The organism is Cryobacterium sp. Hz7, assembly GCF_004402815.1.
GTDB classification, from domain to species: Bacteria; Actinomycetota; Actinomycetes; order Actinomycetales; family Microbacteriaceae; genus Cryobacterium; species Cryobacterium sandaracinum.
Genome location: NZ_SOFB01000050.1, coordinates 29,365 through 44,747, shown reverse-complemented (window position 1 = coordinate 44,747; position 15,383 = coordinate 29,365). Strand labels below are relative to the sequence as shown.

The following is a 15,383-nucleotide window of genomic DNA, read 5'->3' as shown; positions in this document are numbered from 1 at the left end:
GGGCCAGTTCTCTGCCGCCGGGCCCGTGTCAGGCAAGCAACGGTGCGTTGACGAGAACGTAAGCGTAAAGGGCGACTGAGTAGGTTACGAGGATGCCAACAGCCCAGCGGTTCCGGATCGTGAGACCGGCCAGCAGCAGGAACGACCCTAGGATCGAGGCTCCGTACCGCGGCGGCAGCGGAAAGTAGTTGCCGGTCGTCACATGGATCATGATTGCGAGCATGGGCGCGAAGAACAGAGCGGCCATCGTCACAGACACCACCATAGGGGTGAGCTTCGATCCCTTGCGCAGGGCCCAAAAGGCTCCCAGCACCCCGGCCACGCAAATCCATGAAAGCGGCGCAACCACGAAGCCGGGAATCGCATAGGCAAGGTCGGACGAGCCCGAGATATTGACGTTGGAGGTGATTGTGCCGGGAAGGAACGTCGCGACCTGAGAGACGAGCTCCTCAGGCGTGAGCGGAATGCCGATCGCCTGATCGACGGGGATGCCGACCGCTTCTGCTGAGCGGAATGCCAGCCAGGCCAGCTGGGCGCCCACCGACGCGCCGAGCGCGAGGACGGCGAAGAAAAGTAGCCCGAGCGATGACCGGTTCCGCTGATATGGTCTGCGAGTCTTCCAGCCTGCCCACTGTGTTTCTTTCCGCTCCAGCAGCCACAGTATGAGCAAGTACAGAGCAGCCAGGCAGACGCCGAGAACATTCGTCACTTTGAAGAGAACCGCCGCCGTTGAGATCACCGCGAGCCACCACCCGGACCACTGGCCCCGGCCGATCTTTACCGCCGCCAGGAGGATGAGGATGCCGAAGGCGAGGGAGGGAGCGTCCGTGCTGATATACGTATAGGTCCACCAGGCGAACGGCGATGCGATCAGGGCCAACCCAAGGCCGAGGATGACCGGGCGCCGGATGCGCCACTGCCGAAGTAGGAGGTGCAGAAGCACGGAGGCCAGCCCGAGCCAGAGCGCCCCGGTGACCCGCCATGACGAGAGCTGGCTGATGCCCGTGAGCGTGTGGACGGCGTCTCCGATCACACGCGTCACCGCGAAGTAGGCGGGAGTGTAAGCATCGGCCGACGTGACGCCCTTATACGGGAATGTCGACAGGTCTGCGACGCTGCTGCCGCACGCCGGGCCCATCGGGCCGTACGGCGTGACGCCGTCGCACGACATGATGACGAGGGCTTCCTTGCCGATCTTCTCGCCCTCATGCACGATGCCCTGAACGGGGAGTTTGAACAGGTAGTCGACATAGACCCACTCGTCAACAGGGGAGAGAGCCGGTCCGTGGTTCGCGGTCACGACGGCTGACATCCCGAACGAGGCAATGACCAGAACGACTGGCACCCAGAGGGCGATGAAGAGGCGCCTCCATCGCGACTGGGGCGGGGCGGCGGGGGTGATGGTTTGCTCGTGTGACACGGTCATATCAATCTCTCGGAGGCGACCCGGATTCCGTCGAGAATACCGGCAGCCCCGATATCTGGAAGACGGATGGGGCGTGAACGGGTGCGCGCTCCATCTAGTGGGCCACGTACCATAGGTACTTCGACCCTAGTCGGGAGCGCAGATAATCCCCGGCAGCGGGGTACAACGAACAGAAGGATGGATAGCACCGTGAGCCCAGTCGGCGAATCCTTCGAACCGATCACCGTGGTGATCCCCGTCTACAGCGGAGTCGAGCCCGGCCACCTGCGCAGGGCCCTCGGGAGTATGCAGGAACAGACTCTTCCGGCCGACGAAATCCTGATCGTGGAGGACGGGCCGTTGGGCGCGGGCCTTGACGCGGTCGTGGCCGAACTCGGCGGGGTCGACTCCCGGGTGCGCCGAATCTCCCTGGCACAGAATCGGGGCGTGGCCTACGCGATGCAGGCCGGCATTGAAGCGGCGAAAAACCGCTGGGTCGCCCGGATGGACGCCGATGACGTCTCCCTGCCCAACCGGCTGGAAATGCAGGCGCAGGCCGCCTCCGGTGGGCACTACGCGGCGATCGGCGCCGCCATGCTGGAATTCGAGGGCGACGAGGAGAACATCGTCGGACTGCGGGTTATGCCGCTTACGGAAGAACGGATCCGGCGATACGTTCTGACCAACAGCCCGATCAACAATCCGACGCTCTTCCTGGACCGGGACGCGGCCCTGGCGGTCGGCGGCGTGCGTCATGTCCCCAATATGGAGGACTACGACCTGTTCGCCCGGCTGGCTGCCGGGGGCTATCCGATGCTGAATCTCGCGGAGCCGCTGCTCCTATTCCGGGCCGACCCGGCCATGTTCAAGCGTCGGTCCGCCCGAGGGATGTTCGCCGCGGAGGTGCAGATGCAGCGCAACCTGCGCTCGTACGGTCTGATCAGAACGCCTCGAATGTATGCGAACCTGCTGGTCCGAAGTGCGTTCAGGGCACTCCCGCAACGCGCATTAAGGTTCGCCTACGCACTGTTGTTCCGGGTCCGTCCCCCAGGGAGCAAGGGCCTAGGCTCGAGAGCGAGTGGGAAAGGCACAGCCAAGTCCGATGGGTTATAAGGCAGATGATACGACCAAGGGCGTTAGTCCGACGGATGCGGCGATGAGCGAAGCGGACCGGATGGTCGCGGAAAAGACGTGGCTCGTCATCCCGCTCTTCAATGAAGCAGCCGTGGTGGGGGACGTCATCCGTCACGCCAGGGAGACTTTCCCCCACGTGGTGTGCGTGGACGACGGCAGCACCGACGACTCCGCCGAGGCGGCGCGGCGGGCCGGTGCCCACGTCGTGCACCACCCCATCAACCTGGGCCAGGGCGCGTCGCTGCAGACCGGCCTGCGGTATGCGCTCACCGACCCGGGGGCAGAGTACTTCGTGACCTTTGACTCCGACGGGCAGCACCGGGTCGAGGATGCTCTGGACATGGTCAGGCGCCTGGCGACGGAGCCGCTGGATATCGTGGTGGGGTCGCGCTTCCTCGACGACCGCACGAAACCCGGCGCGATCAAACGGCTGGTGCTCAAGGCCGCCGTCGTCTTCCAGAACGTCACGTCCGGTGTGCGCCTCACCGATGCGCACAACGGACTTCGGGCCCTGTCTCGCCAGGCGGCGAGTTCGATTCGGGTGACCCAGAACCGGATGGCCCACGCCTCCGAGATCGTCAACGAAATCGGGCGGCTGGGACTCCGGTACGCCGAGCAGCCGGTGCACATCATCTATACGGACTATTCGAGGTCGAAGGGCCAGTCCGTCTGGAACTCCGTCAACATTATCAGCGACCTCATCTTCAAATGACCGGACTGCGAGGGACGGAACCCCATGGACGCTAATCAAATCCTGATCAAGGTTGTCTTGATCACAGTATTCGCGGTTCTGGGTCTGGTGATCCTGCTGCCCCGCCGCGGTGCGCGCGGAATGGCCATCCGTCGTCTGACTCTGTTGCTGGTCATGGTGAGTGCGGTCATCGCCGTCATCTTCCCGAACCTGACCAACTCGGTCGCTGCCGTGCTCGGAGTCGGCCGCGGAACGGACCTGCTCCTCTACGGACTGATCGTGGTCTTCCTCGGCTTCGCCGTCACGTCATCCGCTCACAACCGGCGACTCGACCGGCAGATAACCGACCTGGCCCGCCAGATCGCACTGACCGAAGCAATCACGGCGCGCGAAGGCCGAACCCCGACGGAAGATGTCAACCCCGCATGACAACCCTGGTGACCGGTGGCACAGGCTACATCGGAGCTCACATCGTGGATCTTCTGTGCAAGCAGGGGCGGTCGGTCGTGATCGCGGACGACGTCGTCACCGGCATCGAAGGCCGGGTGCCCGGCGTGCCGATCGTGCGTTTGGAGTTGTCCGAAGGCACCGCGGTCGCACGCCTTCGCGACCTGATGATCGAGCACGATGTGGACGAGGTCGTGCACCTGGCCGCGCGTAAGCAGGTCGGCGAGTCGGTGCAGCGCCCCACATGGTATTTCCAGCAGAACCTCGGTGGTCTGGCCAATCTGTTGGCGGCCATGGGCGAGGCGGGGGTGTCCCGCCTAGTCTTCTCATCTTCGGCCGCTGTGTACGGCAACGGTGCCGGGGTCCCGCTCCTGGAAACGGACGAGACACGGCCGGTGAACCCCTACGGCGAGACCAAGCTCGTCGGGGAGTGGATGATCCGAGACGAGACAGCGGCGCGGCCACTGCGCGCGATCAGCCTGCGCTACTTCAACGTGGCGGGCGCCGCCCGGCCCGAGCTGGCCGACCGAGCAGTGCTCAATCTGATACCGATGGTCTTCCAGAAGATGGCCGAGGGTAAGAACCCCGTCATCTTCGGCGACACGTACGACACGGCCGACGGCACGTGTGTCAGGGACTTCATCCATGTAGCCGATCTCGCGGATGCGCACATCGCGGCACTGTCCCGGCTCCAGGTGCAGGCCGATGCCTTCGACGTTTTCAACGTCGGGACAGGACGGGGGTATTCGGTGCGTGATGTGGTCAACGAGGTTGCCGTTGTCTCCGGTACCGACCTGCACCCGTCCGTCGAGTCTCCCCGCCCGGGCGACCCTGCCTCCGTGGTCGCCGAGGTCGACAAGATCGGTCGAGTCCTGGGATGGTCAGCGACCCGCTCCCTGAGCGACATGGTGAGCTCAGCTTGGAGCGCCCAGGAATCATTTCGGTGAGTGAATCCACCGGCAGCGGCCGGCGGGGAAAGCTCAGCATCCTCCTCATCGGGGGAGCGGCCGTGGTGGCCGGGGTTTCCGGCTATCTCGTCACCTTGGCGGTGGCCCAGCAGGCCGGCCTCGCTGCCTATTCTGTGTTCGCTGTCTTCTGGGCCGTTCTCTACTTCATCGTGGGATGTCTCTTCGGCCTTCAACAGGAGATGACCCGAGCCGTATCGGCGCGCACCCGCGCACGCACCACCGCCGAGGCACCGGGGCAGCCCCGCGTTCCGGTCCCGAAGTTTGTTCTTCTCGCGGCCGGGATCGTCGGTATCGTGATCGCGGTGAGTTTCCCGCTCTGGGCGCTCCCGGCTTTCGGGGCGAGTCAGCTCGGACTGGTCGTGCCGTTGGCGGTGGGAGCGGTGGCCTGTGTCGCGGTCGCCTCCCTCAGCGGGGTCCTCTCCGGACTGGGACTCTGGGCGGACCTGGCTCTGATCGTGGGCCTGGATGGCGCTCTGCGCCTCGCAGCGGTCCTGACGGTGCTCGCGCTCGGCGGTGACCAGACCTGGCTGGCCTGGGCCGTGATCGCACCGTTCCCGATCACGATGGGAATCGCCCTGCTGGTTGCCCGCAAGCGGCTGGCACGTGCACGGTACGTCGACGGCACCTATCGCGGCCTGCTCTGGAACAGTTCCCGCACCATGCTGGCGGCTGCGGCCATGGCGGCGATGGTCACCGGGTTCCCGGCGCTCCTCGCGCTGTTCGCTGACGGAGTCGACCGGACCTATTTCGGCGCTCTCATTCTGGCTATCACACTCCTCCGGGCGCCCCTGCTCGTGCCACTCACTGCATTTCAGAGTTACCTGCTGGTCTTCTTTGCGTCCCGTGAAGCGAACATCATCCGCGCTCTGGTCCTTTTCCTCACGGTCGTCGCGATCGGTACTGCGGTCTTCGCGGGGATGACGGTGCTCTGGGGCGAACAGGTCTTCGTCTGGCTGTTCGGCGACACGGTGAGGCAGGTGAGCGACCTCCTGGTTCCGCTGGTGTGCGCATCTGGGATGATCGCCGGGCTCTTCGTGACCGGGCCGGCCGTTCTTTCCCGTGACAGTCACACCGCCTACACGGCCGGGTGGGTCGTTGCGGCCGTCATCGCCATGGGCGCGGTGCTGATGCCCTGGGCCATCGGTGATCGCGTGATTGCAGCTCTGGTCATCGGGCCCGCCGCCGGTCTGTTCATTCACATCACGTCTGTCGTGCGGGCGTCTGCGCAACGGCGAGACCACCTCCCACGAGACGTGTCATGAGGGCGCTGTCTTCCCGGACGGCGCCCCGCGTCCGCCACGAACCAGCGCACACCCGGTCCGTCTTCTGGACGGCCTTCGCCCTGATGGCGACGCTCGCCACCCTGTGGTCGCTGGCCAGCCCGATTTTCTCCGTCCCCGACGAGAACGCCCACGCAACGAAGGCCATCGCACAGGTTCGGGGTGACCTCACCGGGCACGCCGTGGAAGGGGTCAAACACTCCGTCGTCGACCTGCCGGAGGAGTATTCCTACAGCCAGCAGATCGTCTGCTACCTCTTCCACTCGGAGATGACCGCAGACTGCGGGTTCGAACTCGGGGACGAAGGCGGCAACGATTCGTTCAACACCTGGGTGAGCGCGTACAACCCGATCTACTACTACCTCGTCGGCTGGCCGACTCTCCTGCTCGACGGATCGGCCGGGATCTACTCCATGCGCATCATCAGCGGCCTGCTGTGCTCGGTCTTCGTGGCCTGGGCCTTCCAATCCGCAATGTCGGTGCGGCGTTCCCGCTGGCTGCCGTTCGGGCTGGCCTTTCTCGCGGCGCCCATGGTCGTGTACCTCTTCGGGGCTGTTAATCCCAACGGCATCGAGATCGCTGCGGCCGGCGCGCTCTGGATCTCCCTGCTCCGGCTGCTGCAGCACTTCGACGGCCGTGACCCGGGAGTGGTGTCGTCGCTATCCCGTCGCCACCTCTGGCTCATCGTCACGGTTGCGTCGATCGTGCTGGTCACCGCTCGAGCGACGGGGCCGCTGTGGCTCGTGGTCGTGGTCGGGCTGTGCTTCGCGGCCACAGGTTGGCGGGCGGTGAAGACTCTTTTCACGACGGGTTCCTCCTATCTCGGGCTGGCTTTCGTGGCGGCCGGCGGGCTGTTCTCGATCCTCTGGACCCTCCGCGGCGGCAGCCTCTCCGGCCAGGCGGATGCCTCGGATGCGCCCCAGGTGGGGGCCTCCTTCGTGCAGGGCTTCGCCTATGTCATCCGCCTGACGCCGGACTATTTTCATCAGGCCATCGGGTTCTTCGGTTGGCTCGACACGCCCCTCTCCGGGCCGAACTACTGGCCGTTCGTGGCCGCCACGGCCATCTTGGTGGCGCTCGCCTGCACCGGACTGGACCGACGCAGCGTAGTGACCATGGGTGTCATTGCGGCTGCCGCGGTGCTGGTCCCCGCTCTCGTGCAGGGCTACAGCGTGCACCAGACCGGCATCATCTGGCAGGGCCGCTACGGGCTCTTCCTCTACGTGGGGGTGACGCTCGTGGCCGCCTGGCTCCTGTCCGGGCGCTCGGGGCGGCGTCTGGCGTTCCTGTCCACCCGCCTGACCTGGATCGGCGTCACCCTCGTCGCCGTCTACGGCCTGGGGGCGTTCTTCCTGGTGCTGCGGCGCTACGTGGTCGGCACGGACGAATCGTTCAGCACAATGTGGGAGAACCCCGACTGGGAGCCACCGCTCGGCGCGATGACCCTGGTGGCCCTCTACGGCCTCGTTTCACTCCTTTTCGTGCTGTGGTCGGGCCGGCTGGCGGTCAGATCCGCGCGGGCCGACGATGCCGCCGAGGCAGAAACCGACACCAATGCATCCGCGTTGCCCGAGCCTGAGACCGTCCGTGGTTGAACCGCGGGTGGCGGTCGCCTTCGACTGCCTCTTCCCGGTCAACACCGGTGGCGGCGAACGCGTGTACCGCCGCCTGGCCGAGCTCTTTGGGGAGCGAGGGTGCCCGGTCGACTACGTGACCCGCCGGCAATGGCCGACGGATGCGCCCCCGGCAGCGCCTTTCACCATCGTGCCGGTGTGGCAGGGCGACATCTACGATGCCCGCGGCACCCGCACGCCACGGAGCGCGATCGCTTTCGCAGCGGCGCTGTTTCGCCACTTCCTCCGTCGGCGCGGGAGCTACGACGTCGTGGTCGTCAGCACCCTGCCAGTGCTGAACCTGTTCGCGGTGCGGCTGGCCCTCGTCGGCACGCCGGCACTCGTGGTCGCCGACTGGCTCGAGGTCTGGCCGTGGCCGAAGTGGCGGGAGTACGCCGGCGCACTGCCGGGAACGATCGCCTTCCTGTTGCAGACCGTGGGCATCCGCCTCGGTGACCTGCACACCGTCAACAGCGAGTTCACCGGTGCCCGGCTTCGCCGCTATCGGCGCCGTGCTCAGCCGGTCGCCCTGGGCCTGGTCGACCTCGTCGGCGACGAGCCCGATGCCATGACCGAACGGCCCGAAGACCCGTACCTGGTCTTCGTGGGTCGGCACATCGCCGACAAACGCGTGATCGATCTCATTCCGGCCCTGCGGGAGGCCCGCAGCCAGGTTCCGACCCTGCGCGCGGTTATCGTGGGCACCGGCCCGGAAACGCCCCGCGTGGCCGCCCGGGTGACCGAACTCGGCCTGGACTCCGCCGTCGAGCTGCTCGGCCGGGTGAGCGATGACGAGCTGAGGGGCCTCGTGCAGGGTGCTCGGGTGCTGGTCAACCCGTCGGCCCGGGAGGGCTTCGGGCTCGTCATCGCCGAGGCGGCGGCCTTCGGCACACCCAGCGTGGTGGTGGCGGGCCTCGACAACGCCGCAGCGGAGCTGGTCGTCGACGGCGTCAACGGCTACGTGGCCCTTTCCGTGGCGCCCGCCGAACTTGGCGGGGCTATCGTGCGAGCGGTCGAGGCCGGCGAGCCCCTGAGACGCTCCGCGCTCGACTGGTTCCGGCGCGAGCGGGTCAGCCACGGCCTGAGCGCCTCGGTCGACCAGATCCTGGCGCGCTACCGCTCGGCGAGAGCCCGCTGAAACGACGCCAGGGTGTCCAGGGCGGTCTTCGCCCACGAGAAGGTGCGGGCGCGGTCACGGCCCTGTGCTGACAGGCGCGCCAGCTCGGCCGGGTCGTCGAGCAGGCGGGACAGCGTCGCCGCGAGGGCCGCGGCATCCCGCGGCGCGATGTAGACGGCCGCCTCTCCGGCGACCTCGTGCAGCACCGGGATGTCGGAGCAGACCACGGGGCAGCCTCGGGACATGGCCTCCAACACCGGCAGTCCGAAGCCCTCGAAAAGGGTCGGGAAGACGATCAGGCTCGACTCGGCGTAGAGCCGGTCGAGTTCCTCGGCGCTCAGCCAGCCCCGCAGCGACACCCACGGCGCCAGACCGAGCCGGGCAACGACGGGGGCAAGCGGGTCGTCGCCGTGGCTGCCGGTGATCACCAGGTGCGGCCGGGACTCGGCGGGGACCAGGGCGAGGGCCTCCAGCAGCAGGGGGAAGTTCTTGTGCGGCATCCGGTTGCCCACCGCCATTAGCCGGCCAGGCAACCGGGGGAGAGGCACAGGGTCCGGGTTAGCAGCCGGGTCCTTGCCCGCGAGCGGCACCACGTCGATGCGGGCGGCCGGAACCCGCAGGTAGCGCACGATGTCTTCTGCCGAGGCGACGCTCACGGTGAGAACGCGGCGGGCGCCGTGCGCGGCCACCCGGATCATGGTGCGGAGAATGCGCGAATAGACCCCAGGCACGTATTCCGGATGCCGGAACGGCAGCAGGTCATGCACCGTGAGCACCACGGGCACCCGCGACCAGACCGGGCCGAGGTTTGCCGGACAGTGCACCAGATCGGCGCGCAGCCGGCGGGCCGCGCGGGCGACGGTGACGAGCTCACCGCGGGCCCAGGCGATCCGGTTCTCACCGCTGATGCCCGAGTCGACGATCTCGCCGGGGAACCAGGACGTGTCCGAGCCGGCTAGCTCGCTCGACGCGAGGCCGATGAATTCGATCCCGCCCGCATCCGGTTCGATCCGGCCGTACACCTCCCGCACGTACGACTCCATGCCGCCCTTGCGGCCGGTGTAGAAGAGCAGATCGACGAGGACACGGCTCATGCGGCGGCCGCCACGACCGGCGCGGCGGCGCGCACCCGGCGGCGTCGCGCGAGCTCGTAGACCACCGCCGAGGCCTGCTCAGCGATGAGCAGCCCTAGAAACACGGCGGATAGGCTGTTCAGCGCCAGGCCGATCCCGGCGAGGACGAACGCTATGACGGAGACTGCGGCGCGCAGCCCGGTGAGCAGCCGCACCTCGCCCATCCGGCGCAGCGCGGCGAACGGAATCGTCGTGGCGAGCGACGCGGCCCGCCAGCCGCACGCGAGCACCAGCGGCAGGACGGCGGCCGAGCCGGTCCAGACGCCGCCGAAGATGAAGCCGAGCACTCCGGTGAGCTCCAGCATCATCAGCACCACCACGGCCGCGACCACCGCGCCGGCCGACACCACGATGTCGAGGCGGGAATGCTCCTTGAGCAGCCGCAGTCGCATGAAGTTCAGAGGGATCGCGAGCAGGCCGGACACCGTCGCGATCGCCGTGAACAGCACTGCGCCGCCGGGCCCGATCAGTGTCAAGATCATGACATTCAGGAGCGGATAGATCACCCCGGTGATCGCCGTGTCGGCCACCACCCAGCTCATCACAGCCGGCTCGGGGCGACTGGCCCGGTGCGTCACCGGCAGGCAGCGCACCAGGGTGGCCAGGGCGATTCCGGCCACGAGCGGGATCAGCGCCCAGTCCTGGCCGGTGAACGCTGCCGCCACACCGGCGAGGGCACCGAGCCCCACGGCGATGGATGCCCAGATCTCCCGCAGGTCGAGACGCTCGGCGACCGAGACGCCCCGGCCCACTTCCAGCGCGGCGATCAGCAGAGGCAGGCCGAGACAGAGCACGACCGGGTTCGTGGCGTTGAGGGCGATCACCACGGCGGCGACCAGGGCAAGGCCGGCCAGCCAGAGCGGGAACACCACCCGGCGGTCGGTTGCCGCCGAGCTGAGCCGGGATTCCAGCACGACCGCGAAGGTGAGCTGGCCGGCGAAGGTGGCCACCATCACCGCCACGGCAATGACGCCCTGCTCCGGCCGGCTGAACAGTCGGGACGAGATGGCGACCGTTGCTGCGGGGATGACGGCCAGCGATACACCCCCGAGCAGGGTGATCAGGCTGAGTGTGGCCCGGCGCAGACGGAGAGGGGCGGGCAGATCGGCCGTCATCGGGTCACCGCGGTGAGCGTGCCGACGGGGCCGAGGGTGCGCCCGAGCATTCCTTCGAGCCGGCCGAGGAACACCCACCAGCCGTCAGTGAGGGCGTTCGTGCCGCGATTGCGCAGACCGAAGAACAGACCGCCGCCGAGGAACGCGAACCGCCACCACAACGGATACCGCCAGCGGGTCACCAGGCGTCCCAGCCCGCGGCCGTAGCCGCGCAGCTTGTGACGGCGTTCCGCGCTGCTGAGCCCGCTCGGGTCGCTGATCCCGCCCACCGTGAGCGCGGGCGGCTGCCAGGCGAAGCCGAGGTGCTCCCCGGCACGGATCAGTTTCAGGAGCAGGTCCGTGGCCTCCCCGGCCTGCCAGGGCGTCGGGGCGCCGGTGCCAATCTCCGGGTTGAAGCCCCCGATCCGGTCGAACACGCTGCGCCGGATCAGGATGCCCATCTCGATCACGCTCCAGACCGTCCACCGGGTCAGGGCCGCGCCCGGCTCGGGCAGCACGAACTTGGGCCCGTTCTCGTCGACCACTGTGAGGGCGCCCGCTAGGAAGCTCTCGGGGAGAAGCCTCATTCGTTGCAGCGCGCCCGGTGGGTACCAGGTGGTGTCATTGGGAAAATTGAGCAGCAGATCCCGGTCGGCCGGCAGCGCCGCGACGCCCGCGTTCCGGCCGCGGGCAGCCCCGGGCGGCGACGTCGTCACGATGATTCGAATGCTCTCCGAGCGATAGACGGATGCGAGGGCCTCCACTTCAGACAGGTTTCGCTGGGCGACCACAAGGAGCGTGTCACCCACCAATAGCTGACCAGACAGGGAATCGAAGAGTCGCTTCAGGCTCTCGACACGGCCGAGCGTCGACACAACCAGTCCAAGGTCCACACAGCCCAGTCTGTACGATGAGGGGGCCAGACCAACAATGACGGGACTTGCAGCGAGCATGACAATCACCGCAACCATTGAACTTTCGATCCTGATGCCGTGCCTCAATGAGGCCGAGACGCTTGCGATCTGCATCGACAAGGCCCAGGGATATCTGCGGCGAAGCGGCATCACCGGTGAGGTCCTGATCGCCGACAACGGCAGCACTGACGGGTCGCAGCAGATCGCCGAGGCGCACGGGGCCCGGGTCGTGAATGTCACGGAAAAAGGCTACGGCAGCGCTCTCATCGTAGGCATGGAGGCCGCCCACGGCACCTATGTGATCATGGGTGACGCCGACGACAGCTACGACTTCAGCGAACTCGACGGTTTCGTTGAGCGGCTGCGTGCGAGTGATGAACTGGTCATGGGCAACCGCTTTCGCGGCGGCATCGAACCCGGCGCCATGCCGCCGCTGCACCGGTACCTCGGAAACCCGGTGCTGTCGTGGATCGGGCGCTCCCTGTTTCGTTCCCCGATCAAGGATTTCCACTGCGGGCTGCGCGGCTTCAACCGCCAGTCGATGCTTGCCCTGCACTTGCAGACCTCGGGCATGGAGTTCGCCAGCGAGATGGTGGTCAAGTCCACACTCGGTGGGTCCCGGGTGAGCGAAGTGCCGACCACGCTCAAGAAGGACGGCCGCAGCCGGCCGCCGCACCTGCGCAGCTGGCGGGACGGCTGGCGGCACCTGCGCTTCCTGCTCATCTTCAGCCCGCGCTGGCTGTTCCTGATCCCCGGCATCTCCGCGTTCCTGATCGGCCTGGTCGGCACCGTGCTGCTCGGCTTCGGACCCGTCGTGGTGGGGGAGGTGGGCTTCACCTACTCCAGTCAGATCTACCTGGCCGCCCTGGCGGTCGTCGGCTACCAGGCCTTCCTGTTCGCCCTGCTCACCAAGATCTACGCCCAGCACGAGGGGTTCCGCATCCCCCGCAGCCGCAACTTCGAACGGCTCGAGAAACGCATCAGCCTCGAGAGCGGTGCGATCCTCGGGGTCGTGCTGTTCCTGATCGGCCTAGGCATAGCCTTGTCGCAGCTGATCGGCTGGGCGGCGGGCGGTTATAGCGCGCTTGAGGCCGGTGCCACCGTGCGGGTGGCCATCCCATCGGCCCTGCTGATGATGCTGGGCTCGCAGACGGTCATGGGCGGCCTCTTCCTCGGCGTGCTGTCGGTCGGCCTGAAGCGACGCTGATGGCTCGCTCCACCGCTTCCTCGTCGCGCGCGTCCGGGGCATCCCTGCCGCGCGTGTCCGTGGCCCTCTGCACCTACAACGGCTCCGCGTTCATCGAGGAGCAGCTGCGCAGCATCCTCGGCCAGACCGCGCCCGCCGACGAGATCGTCGTCTCCGACGACGGCTCCACTGACGACACCCCGGCTGAGGTGGAAAGCGTCTTCGCCGCCTGGAAGGTAGAGCATCCGCGGCAGGCCGTGACCCTGCGCCTGATCCGCAACTCTGCGCCGCTGGGCGTCACCGCGAACTTCGAGCAGGCGCTCACTGACTGCACGGGCGAGCTGATCGCGCTCAGCGACCAGGATGACGTGTGGCCCCCGGAGCGGCTGGCCCTGCTGATCGCCGAGTTCCGGGCTCGCCCGGACCTGCAACTGCTGCATACGGATGCCCGACTCGTCGACGAGGCGGGCCTGCCGACGGACCGCACCCTGCTCGCCACCCTGGGGGTCACCGCCGCGGAGCGTGCCGCGGAGCATGAGGGGAAAGCCTTCGACATCCTGCTGCGCCGCAACATCGTAACCGGCGCCACCGTGATGCTGCGCCGCGGGCTGGTGCAGCGTGCACGACCGTTTCCGGCGGCGTGGGTGCACGACGAATGGCTGGCGATCGTTGCCGCCGCGACCGGCGAGGTCGACCTGCTTGAAATCCCGCTGCTGGACTACCGCCAGCACGCAGGAAACCAGATCGGCGCCTCCAGCCTCGACGCGGCCGGCAGGCTTGGCCGGCTGCGGGCGCCGCGCACGGCGCGCAACGCCCGTTTGCTGGCCCGAGCTCAGGCGCTGCAGGCGCGGGCGGCGCAGCTGCAGCCTGCGCCGGCAGCCGGAACGCTCGCCCTGATCGACGCCAAGCTGGCCCACGAACGCCGGCGCAGCACCCTTCCGGCCCTGCGCGCGGCCCGGGTCGCGTCCGTTTTCGCGGGCTGGCGTGCCGGCGACTACCGTCGCTTCGGCCTCGGCCTGCAGGACATGCTGCGCGACCTGGTGCAGCCGGTCTGAGCTTTCGCTCGGCTCGGCCCTTGCTCAGTTCTCCGGGTGCCGGTGCGGGGTGGGCTGCAACAGGCTGCGCCAGCTCTTGCCCTGCGCGGCCTTCACGGCGCAGATCAGCAGCAGCAGCCAGCCGAAGTCGACCAGCACGGTGCTTTCGGCCGCCGAGGTGACCAGCAGGGTCACCAGCACCAGCGGCGACCAGACGTAGACCATCGAGCGCTTATCCGAGGCGAGCAGCCACGACCGCCAGAAGGCGAGCGTCACGAGCGCGAAGAACGACAGGAGGCCGACCAGGCCGACCTGGAAGTAGACGTCGAGGAACGCGTTCAGCGCGGAGGCCTGCGGGCGCCCGGTGACGAAGCTGAGCCAGCCGTAGGGCGTGACGTCGACGGGCCAGAGACCGGCCCAACCCCAGCCCTCGAGCGGGTTCAGCATGGCCAGACGCCAGATTTCGCCCCAGAGTGTGGTGCGGGCCTCGAACTCGCTGCCCGCGTTCAGCTGGTCGGTGATGCGCGCGCGGGCCGCAACCGCGATGATGCCGGCCACGACGGTGCCGCCGAGCAGCCCGATCTGCAGCAGCCACCGGTTCGCGGCGGGCGTGGCGCGCAGCCAGATCAGCGCCAGCGCGGCGAGGCCCACGAACAGGGCCACCACGAGGATGACGGGGGAGCGGGTGAGTAGCAGGCCGAACACGGCCAAGGCGATGGAGCCGATGCCGAGCCCGCGCCGCACCGACCGGGACCGCAGCTCGACCGCGAAAGTGACCGCCGCGATCAGCGAGACCAACCCGAACACGTTGCGAGAGCCGAAGAGGCCCTGCACGGGCCCGAAAGAGCCGATGTTGCCCTGGATGCCGAGGAAGACGAAGGGCGTGTCGAGCAGCAGGCCGGAGAGCACCTCCAGAGCCAGGGACACTCCGAGCAGCACCCGCAGCACGTCGCCGGTGGCGCGCACGACCTGGATTGTGTCGCGGGCCAGGGCGATGTAGATGGCCAAAAAGGTGAAGGCGAGCTGGTAGAGCGAGGCGCTGAGGGTGTGCAGCTGGTAGCTGGACCACAGCACCGACAGGGCACACCAGCCCACGAAGACCATGATCGAGATCGGCAGGAGCCCGTGCCAGTCGACGCCGGCCCAGCGGGCGGTGAGCGAGAACGCGGCCAGCACGACGAGGCCCACGAGAATGCCGACGACGCCGGGCGGGCCGATCACGGCGCGCAGGGCAGTGGTCGAAAAGGCGAAGCCGATGATGACCAGCGCCAGCGAGGAGGCGAACTTGGGGGAGGCGAACAGCCGTGTGAACTGGTCCGGCACGGCGGGGGGATACGCGCGGTAGGTCATGACGTTCCCACGCTACC

The 15,383-nt window shown here is 67.7% G+C and carries 14 protein-coding genes; 9 read left to right on the top strand and 5 right to left on the bottom strand.

Annotated elements, in window-relative coordinates:
* Window positions 1–28 precede the first annotated feature (28 nt).
* Entirely contained in the window at window positions 29–1,420 is a 1,392-nt protein-coding gene (locus tag E3N86_RS11815) for a hypothetical protein (RefSeq protein WP_134420539.1), read from the bottom strand.
* Window positions 1,421–1,615: 195 nt separating this feature from the next.
* Here E3N86_RS11815 and E3N86_RS11810 point away from each other — a divergent pair, with 195 nt between their 5' ends.
* Genes E3N86_RS11810 through E3N86_RS11780 form a run of 7 tightly spaced genes read left to right on the top strand, consistent with a single transcriptional unit; the run spans window position 1,616 to window position 8,676 of the window.
* Window positions 1,616–2,518: a glycosyltransferase gene (locus tag E3N86_RS11810; RefSeq protein ID WP_166785083.1), complete on the top strand. Its 903-nt coding sequence runs from the start codon at window positions 1,616–1,618 to the stop codon at window positions 2,516–2,518.
* A 43-nt stretch (window positions 2,519–2,561) separates the two neighbouring features.
* Window positions 2,562–3,251, top strand: coding sequence for a glycosyltransferase family 2 protein (locus tag E3N86_RS11805; protein ID WP_134401285.1), 690 nt, complete (start codon window positions 2,562–2,564; stop codon window positions 3,249–3,251).
* Between the two features lie 24 nt (window positions 3,252–3,275).
* Window positions 3,276–3,659 (top strand): DUF2304 domain-containing protein, encoded by a 384-nt coding sequence (locus tag E3N86_RS11800; protein ID WP_134401211.1) that lies wholly within the window; start codon window positions 3,276–3,278, stop codon window positions 3,657–3,659.
* A complete protein-coding gene (gene galE, locus E3N86_RS11795; RefSeq protein ID WP_134512007.1) occupies window positions 3,656–4,624 on the top strand; it encodes a UDP-glucose 4-epimerase GalE in 969 nt (322 codons plus the stop codon). Before E3N86_RS11800 ends, galE begins: the two co-directional genes overlap by 4 nt.
* Window positions 4,621–5,907 (top strand): hypothetical protein, encoded by a 1,287-nt coding sequence (locus E3N86_RS11790; RefSeq protein ID WP_134512006.1) that lies wholly within the window; start codon window positions 4,621–4,623, stop codon window positions 5,905–5,907. Before galE ends, E3N86_RS11790 begins: the two co-directional genes overlap by 4 nt.
* On the top strand, window positions 5,904–7,520 hold the full coding sequence (locus tag E3N86_RS11785) for a DUF2142 domain-containing protein (RefSeq protein WP_134512005.1): 1,617 nt from the start codon (window positions 5,904–5,906) through the stop codon (window positions 7,518–7,520). The genes E3N86_RS11790 and E3N86_RS11785 overlap by 4 nt, the downstream gene beginning before the upstream one ends.
* Window positions 7,513–8,676 carry a glycosyltransferase family 4 protein gene (locus E3N86_RS11780; RefSeq protein WP_166785082.1) on the top strand — a complete coding sequence of 388 codons (1,164 nt, stop codon included), beginning with the start codon at window positions 7,513–7,515 and terminating at the stop codon, window positions 8,674–8,676. Before E3N86_RS11785 ends, E3N86_RS11780 begins: the two co-directional genes overlap by 8 nt.
* Here E3N86_RS11780 and E3N86_RS11775 read toward each other — a convergent pair.
* Genes E3N86_RS11775 through E3N86_RS11765 form a run of 3 tightly spaced genes read right to left on the bottom strand, consistent with a single transcriptional unit; the run spans window position 8,652 to window position 11,775 of the window.
* Window positions 8,652–9,749, bottom strand: coding sequence for a glycosyltransferase family 1 protein (locus E3N86_RS11775; protein ID WP_134512003.1), 1,098 nt, complete (start codon window positions 9,747–9,749; stop codon window positions 8,652–8,654). The genes E3N86_RS11780 and E3N86_RS11775 overlap by 25 nt on opposite strands.
* Complete coding sequence (locus tag E3N86_RS11770) at window positions 9,746–10,903, bottom strand: hypothetical protein (RefSeq protein ID WP_134512002.1); 1,158 nt, start codon at window positions 10,901–10,903, stop codon at window positions 9,746–9,748. The genes E3N86_RS11775 and E3N86_RS11770 overlap by 4 nt, the downstream gene beginning before the upstream one ends.
* A complete protein-coding gene (locus tag E3N86_RS11765; protein ID WP_134512001.1) occupies window positions 10,900–11,775 on the bottom strand; it encodes a glycosyltransferase family 2 protein in 876 nt (291 codons plus the stop codon). Before E3N86_RS11765 ends, E3N86_RS11770 begins: the two co-directional genes overlap by 4 nt.
* Before the next feature lie 58 nt (window positions 11,776–11,833).
* Between E3N86_RS11765 and E3N86_RS11760 the strand changes: the two genes are divergently transcribed.
* Window positions 11,834–13,003: a glycosyltransferase family 2 protein gene (locus E3N86_RS11760; RefSeq protein WP_241986056.1), complete on the top strand. Its 1,170-nt coding sequence runs from the start codon at window positions 11,834–11,836 to the stop codon at window positions 13,001–13,003.
* A complete protein-coding gene (locus E3N86_RS11755) occupies window positions 13,003–14,037 on the top strand; it encodes a glycosyltransferase family 2 protein (RefSeq protein ID WP_134511999.1) in 1,035 nt (344 codons plus the stop codon). Before E3N86_RS11760 ends, E3N86_RS11755 begins: the two co-directional genes overlap by 1 nt.
* A 24-nt stretch (window positions 14,038–14,061) precedes the next feature.
* Here the strand turns inward: E3N86_RS11755 and E3N86_RS11750 are convergent, their stop codons facing one another.
* Complete coding sequence (locus E3N86_RS11750; RefSeq protein WP_134511998.1) at window positions 14,062–15,366, bottom strand: O-antigen ligase; 1,305 nt, start codon at window positions 15,364–15,366, stop codon at window positions 14,062–14,064.
* Between the last annotated feature and the right edge of the window lie 17 nt (window positions 15,367–15,383).

Excerpts from the sequence above, each read along its gene's own strand:
- E3N86_RS11805 (WP_134401285.1), top strand. The coding sequence starts at position 2,562 with ATGAGCGAAGCGGACCGGATGGTCGCGGAAAAGACGTGGCTCGTCATC.
- E3N86_RS11800 (WP_134401211.1), top strand. The coding sequence starts at position 3,276 with ATGGACGCTAATCAAATCCTGATCAAGGTTGTCTTGATCACAGTATTC.
- galE (WP_134512007.1), top strand. The coding sequence starts at position 3,656 with ATGACAACCCTGGTGACCGGTGGCACAGGCTACATCGGAGCTCACATC.
- E3N86_RS11785 (WP_134512005.1), top strand. The coding sequence starts at position 5,904 with ATGAGGGCGCTGTCTTCCCGGACGGCGCCCCGCGTCCGCCACGAACCA.
- E3N86_RS11775 (WP_134512003.1), bottom strand. The coding sequence starts at position 9,749 with ATGAGCCGTGTCCTCGTCGATCTGCTCTTCTACACCGGCCGCAAGGGC.
- E3N86_RS11770 (WP_134512002.1), bottom strand. The coding sequence starts at position 10,903 with ATGACGGCCGATCTGCCCGCCCCTCTCCGTCTGCGCCGGGCCACACTC.
- E3N86_RS11760 (WP_241986056.1), top strand. The coding sequence starts at position 11,834 with ATGACAATCACCGCAACCATTGAACTTTCGATCCTGATGCCGTGCCTC.
- E3N86_RS11755 (WP_134511999.1), top strand. The coding sequence starts at position 13,003 with ATGGCTCGCTCCACCGCTTCCTCGTCGCGCGCGTCCGGGGCATCCCTG.
- E3N86_RS11750 (WP_134511998.1), bottom strand. The coding sequence starts at position 15,366 with ATGACCTACCGCGCGTATCCCCCCGCCGTGCCGGACCAGTTCACACGG.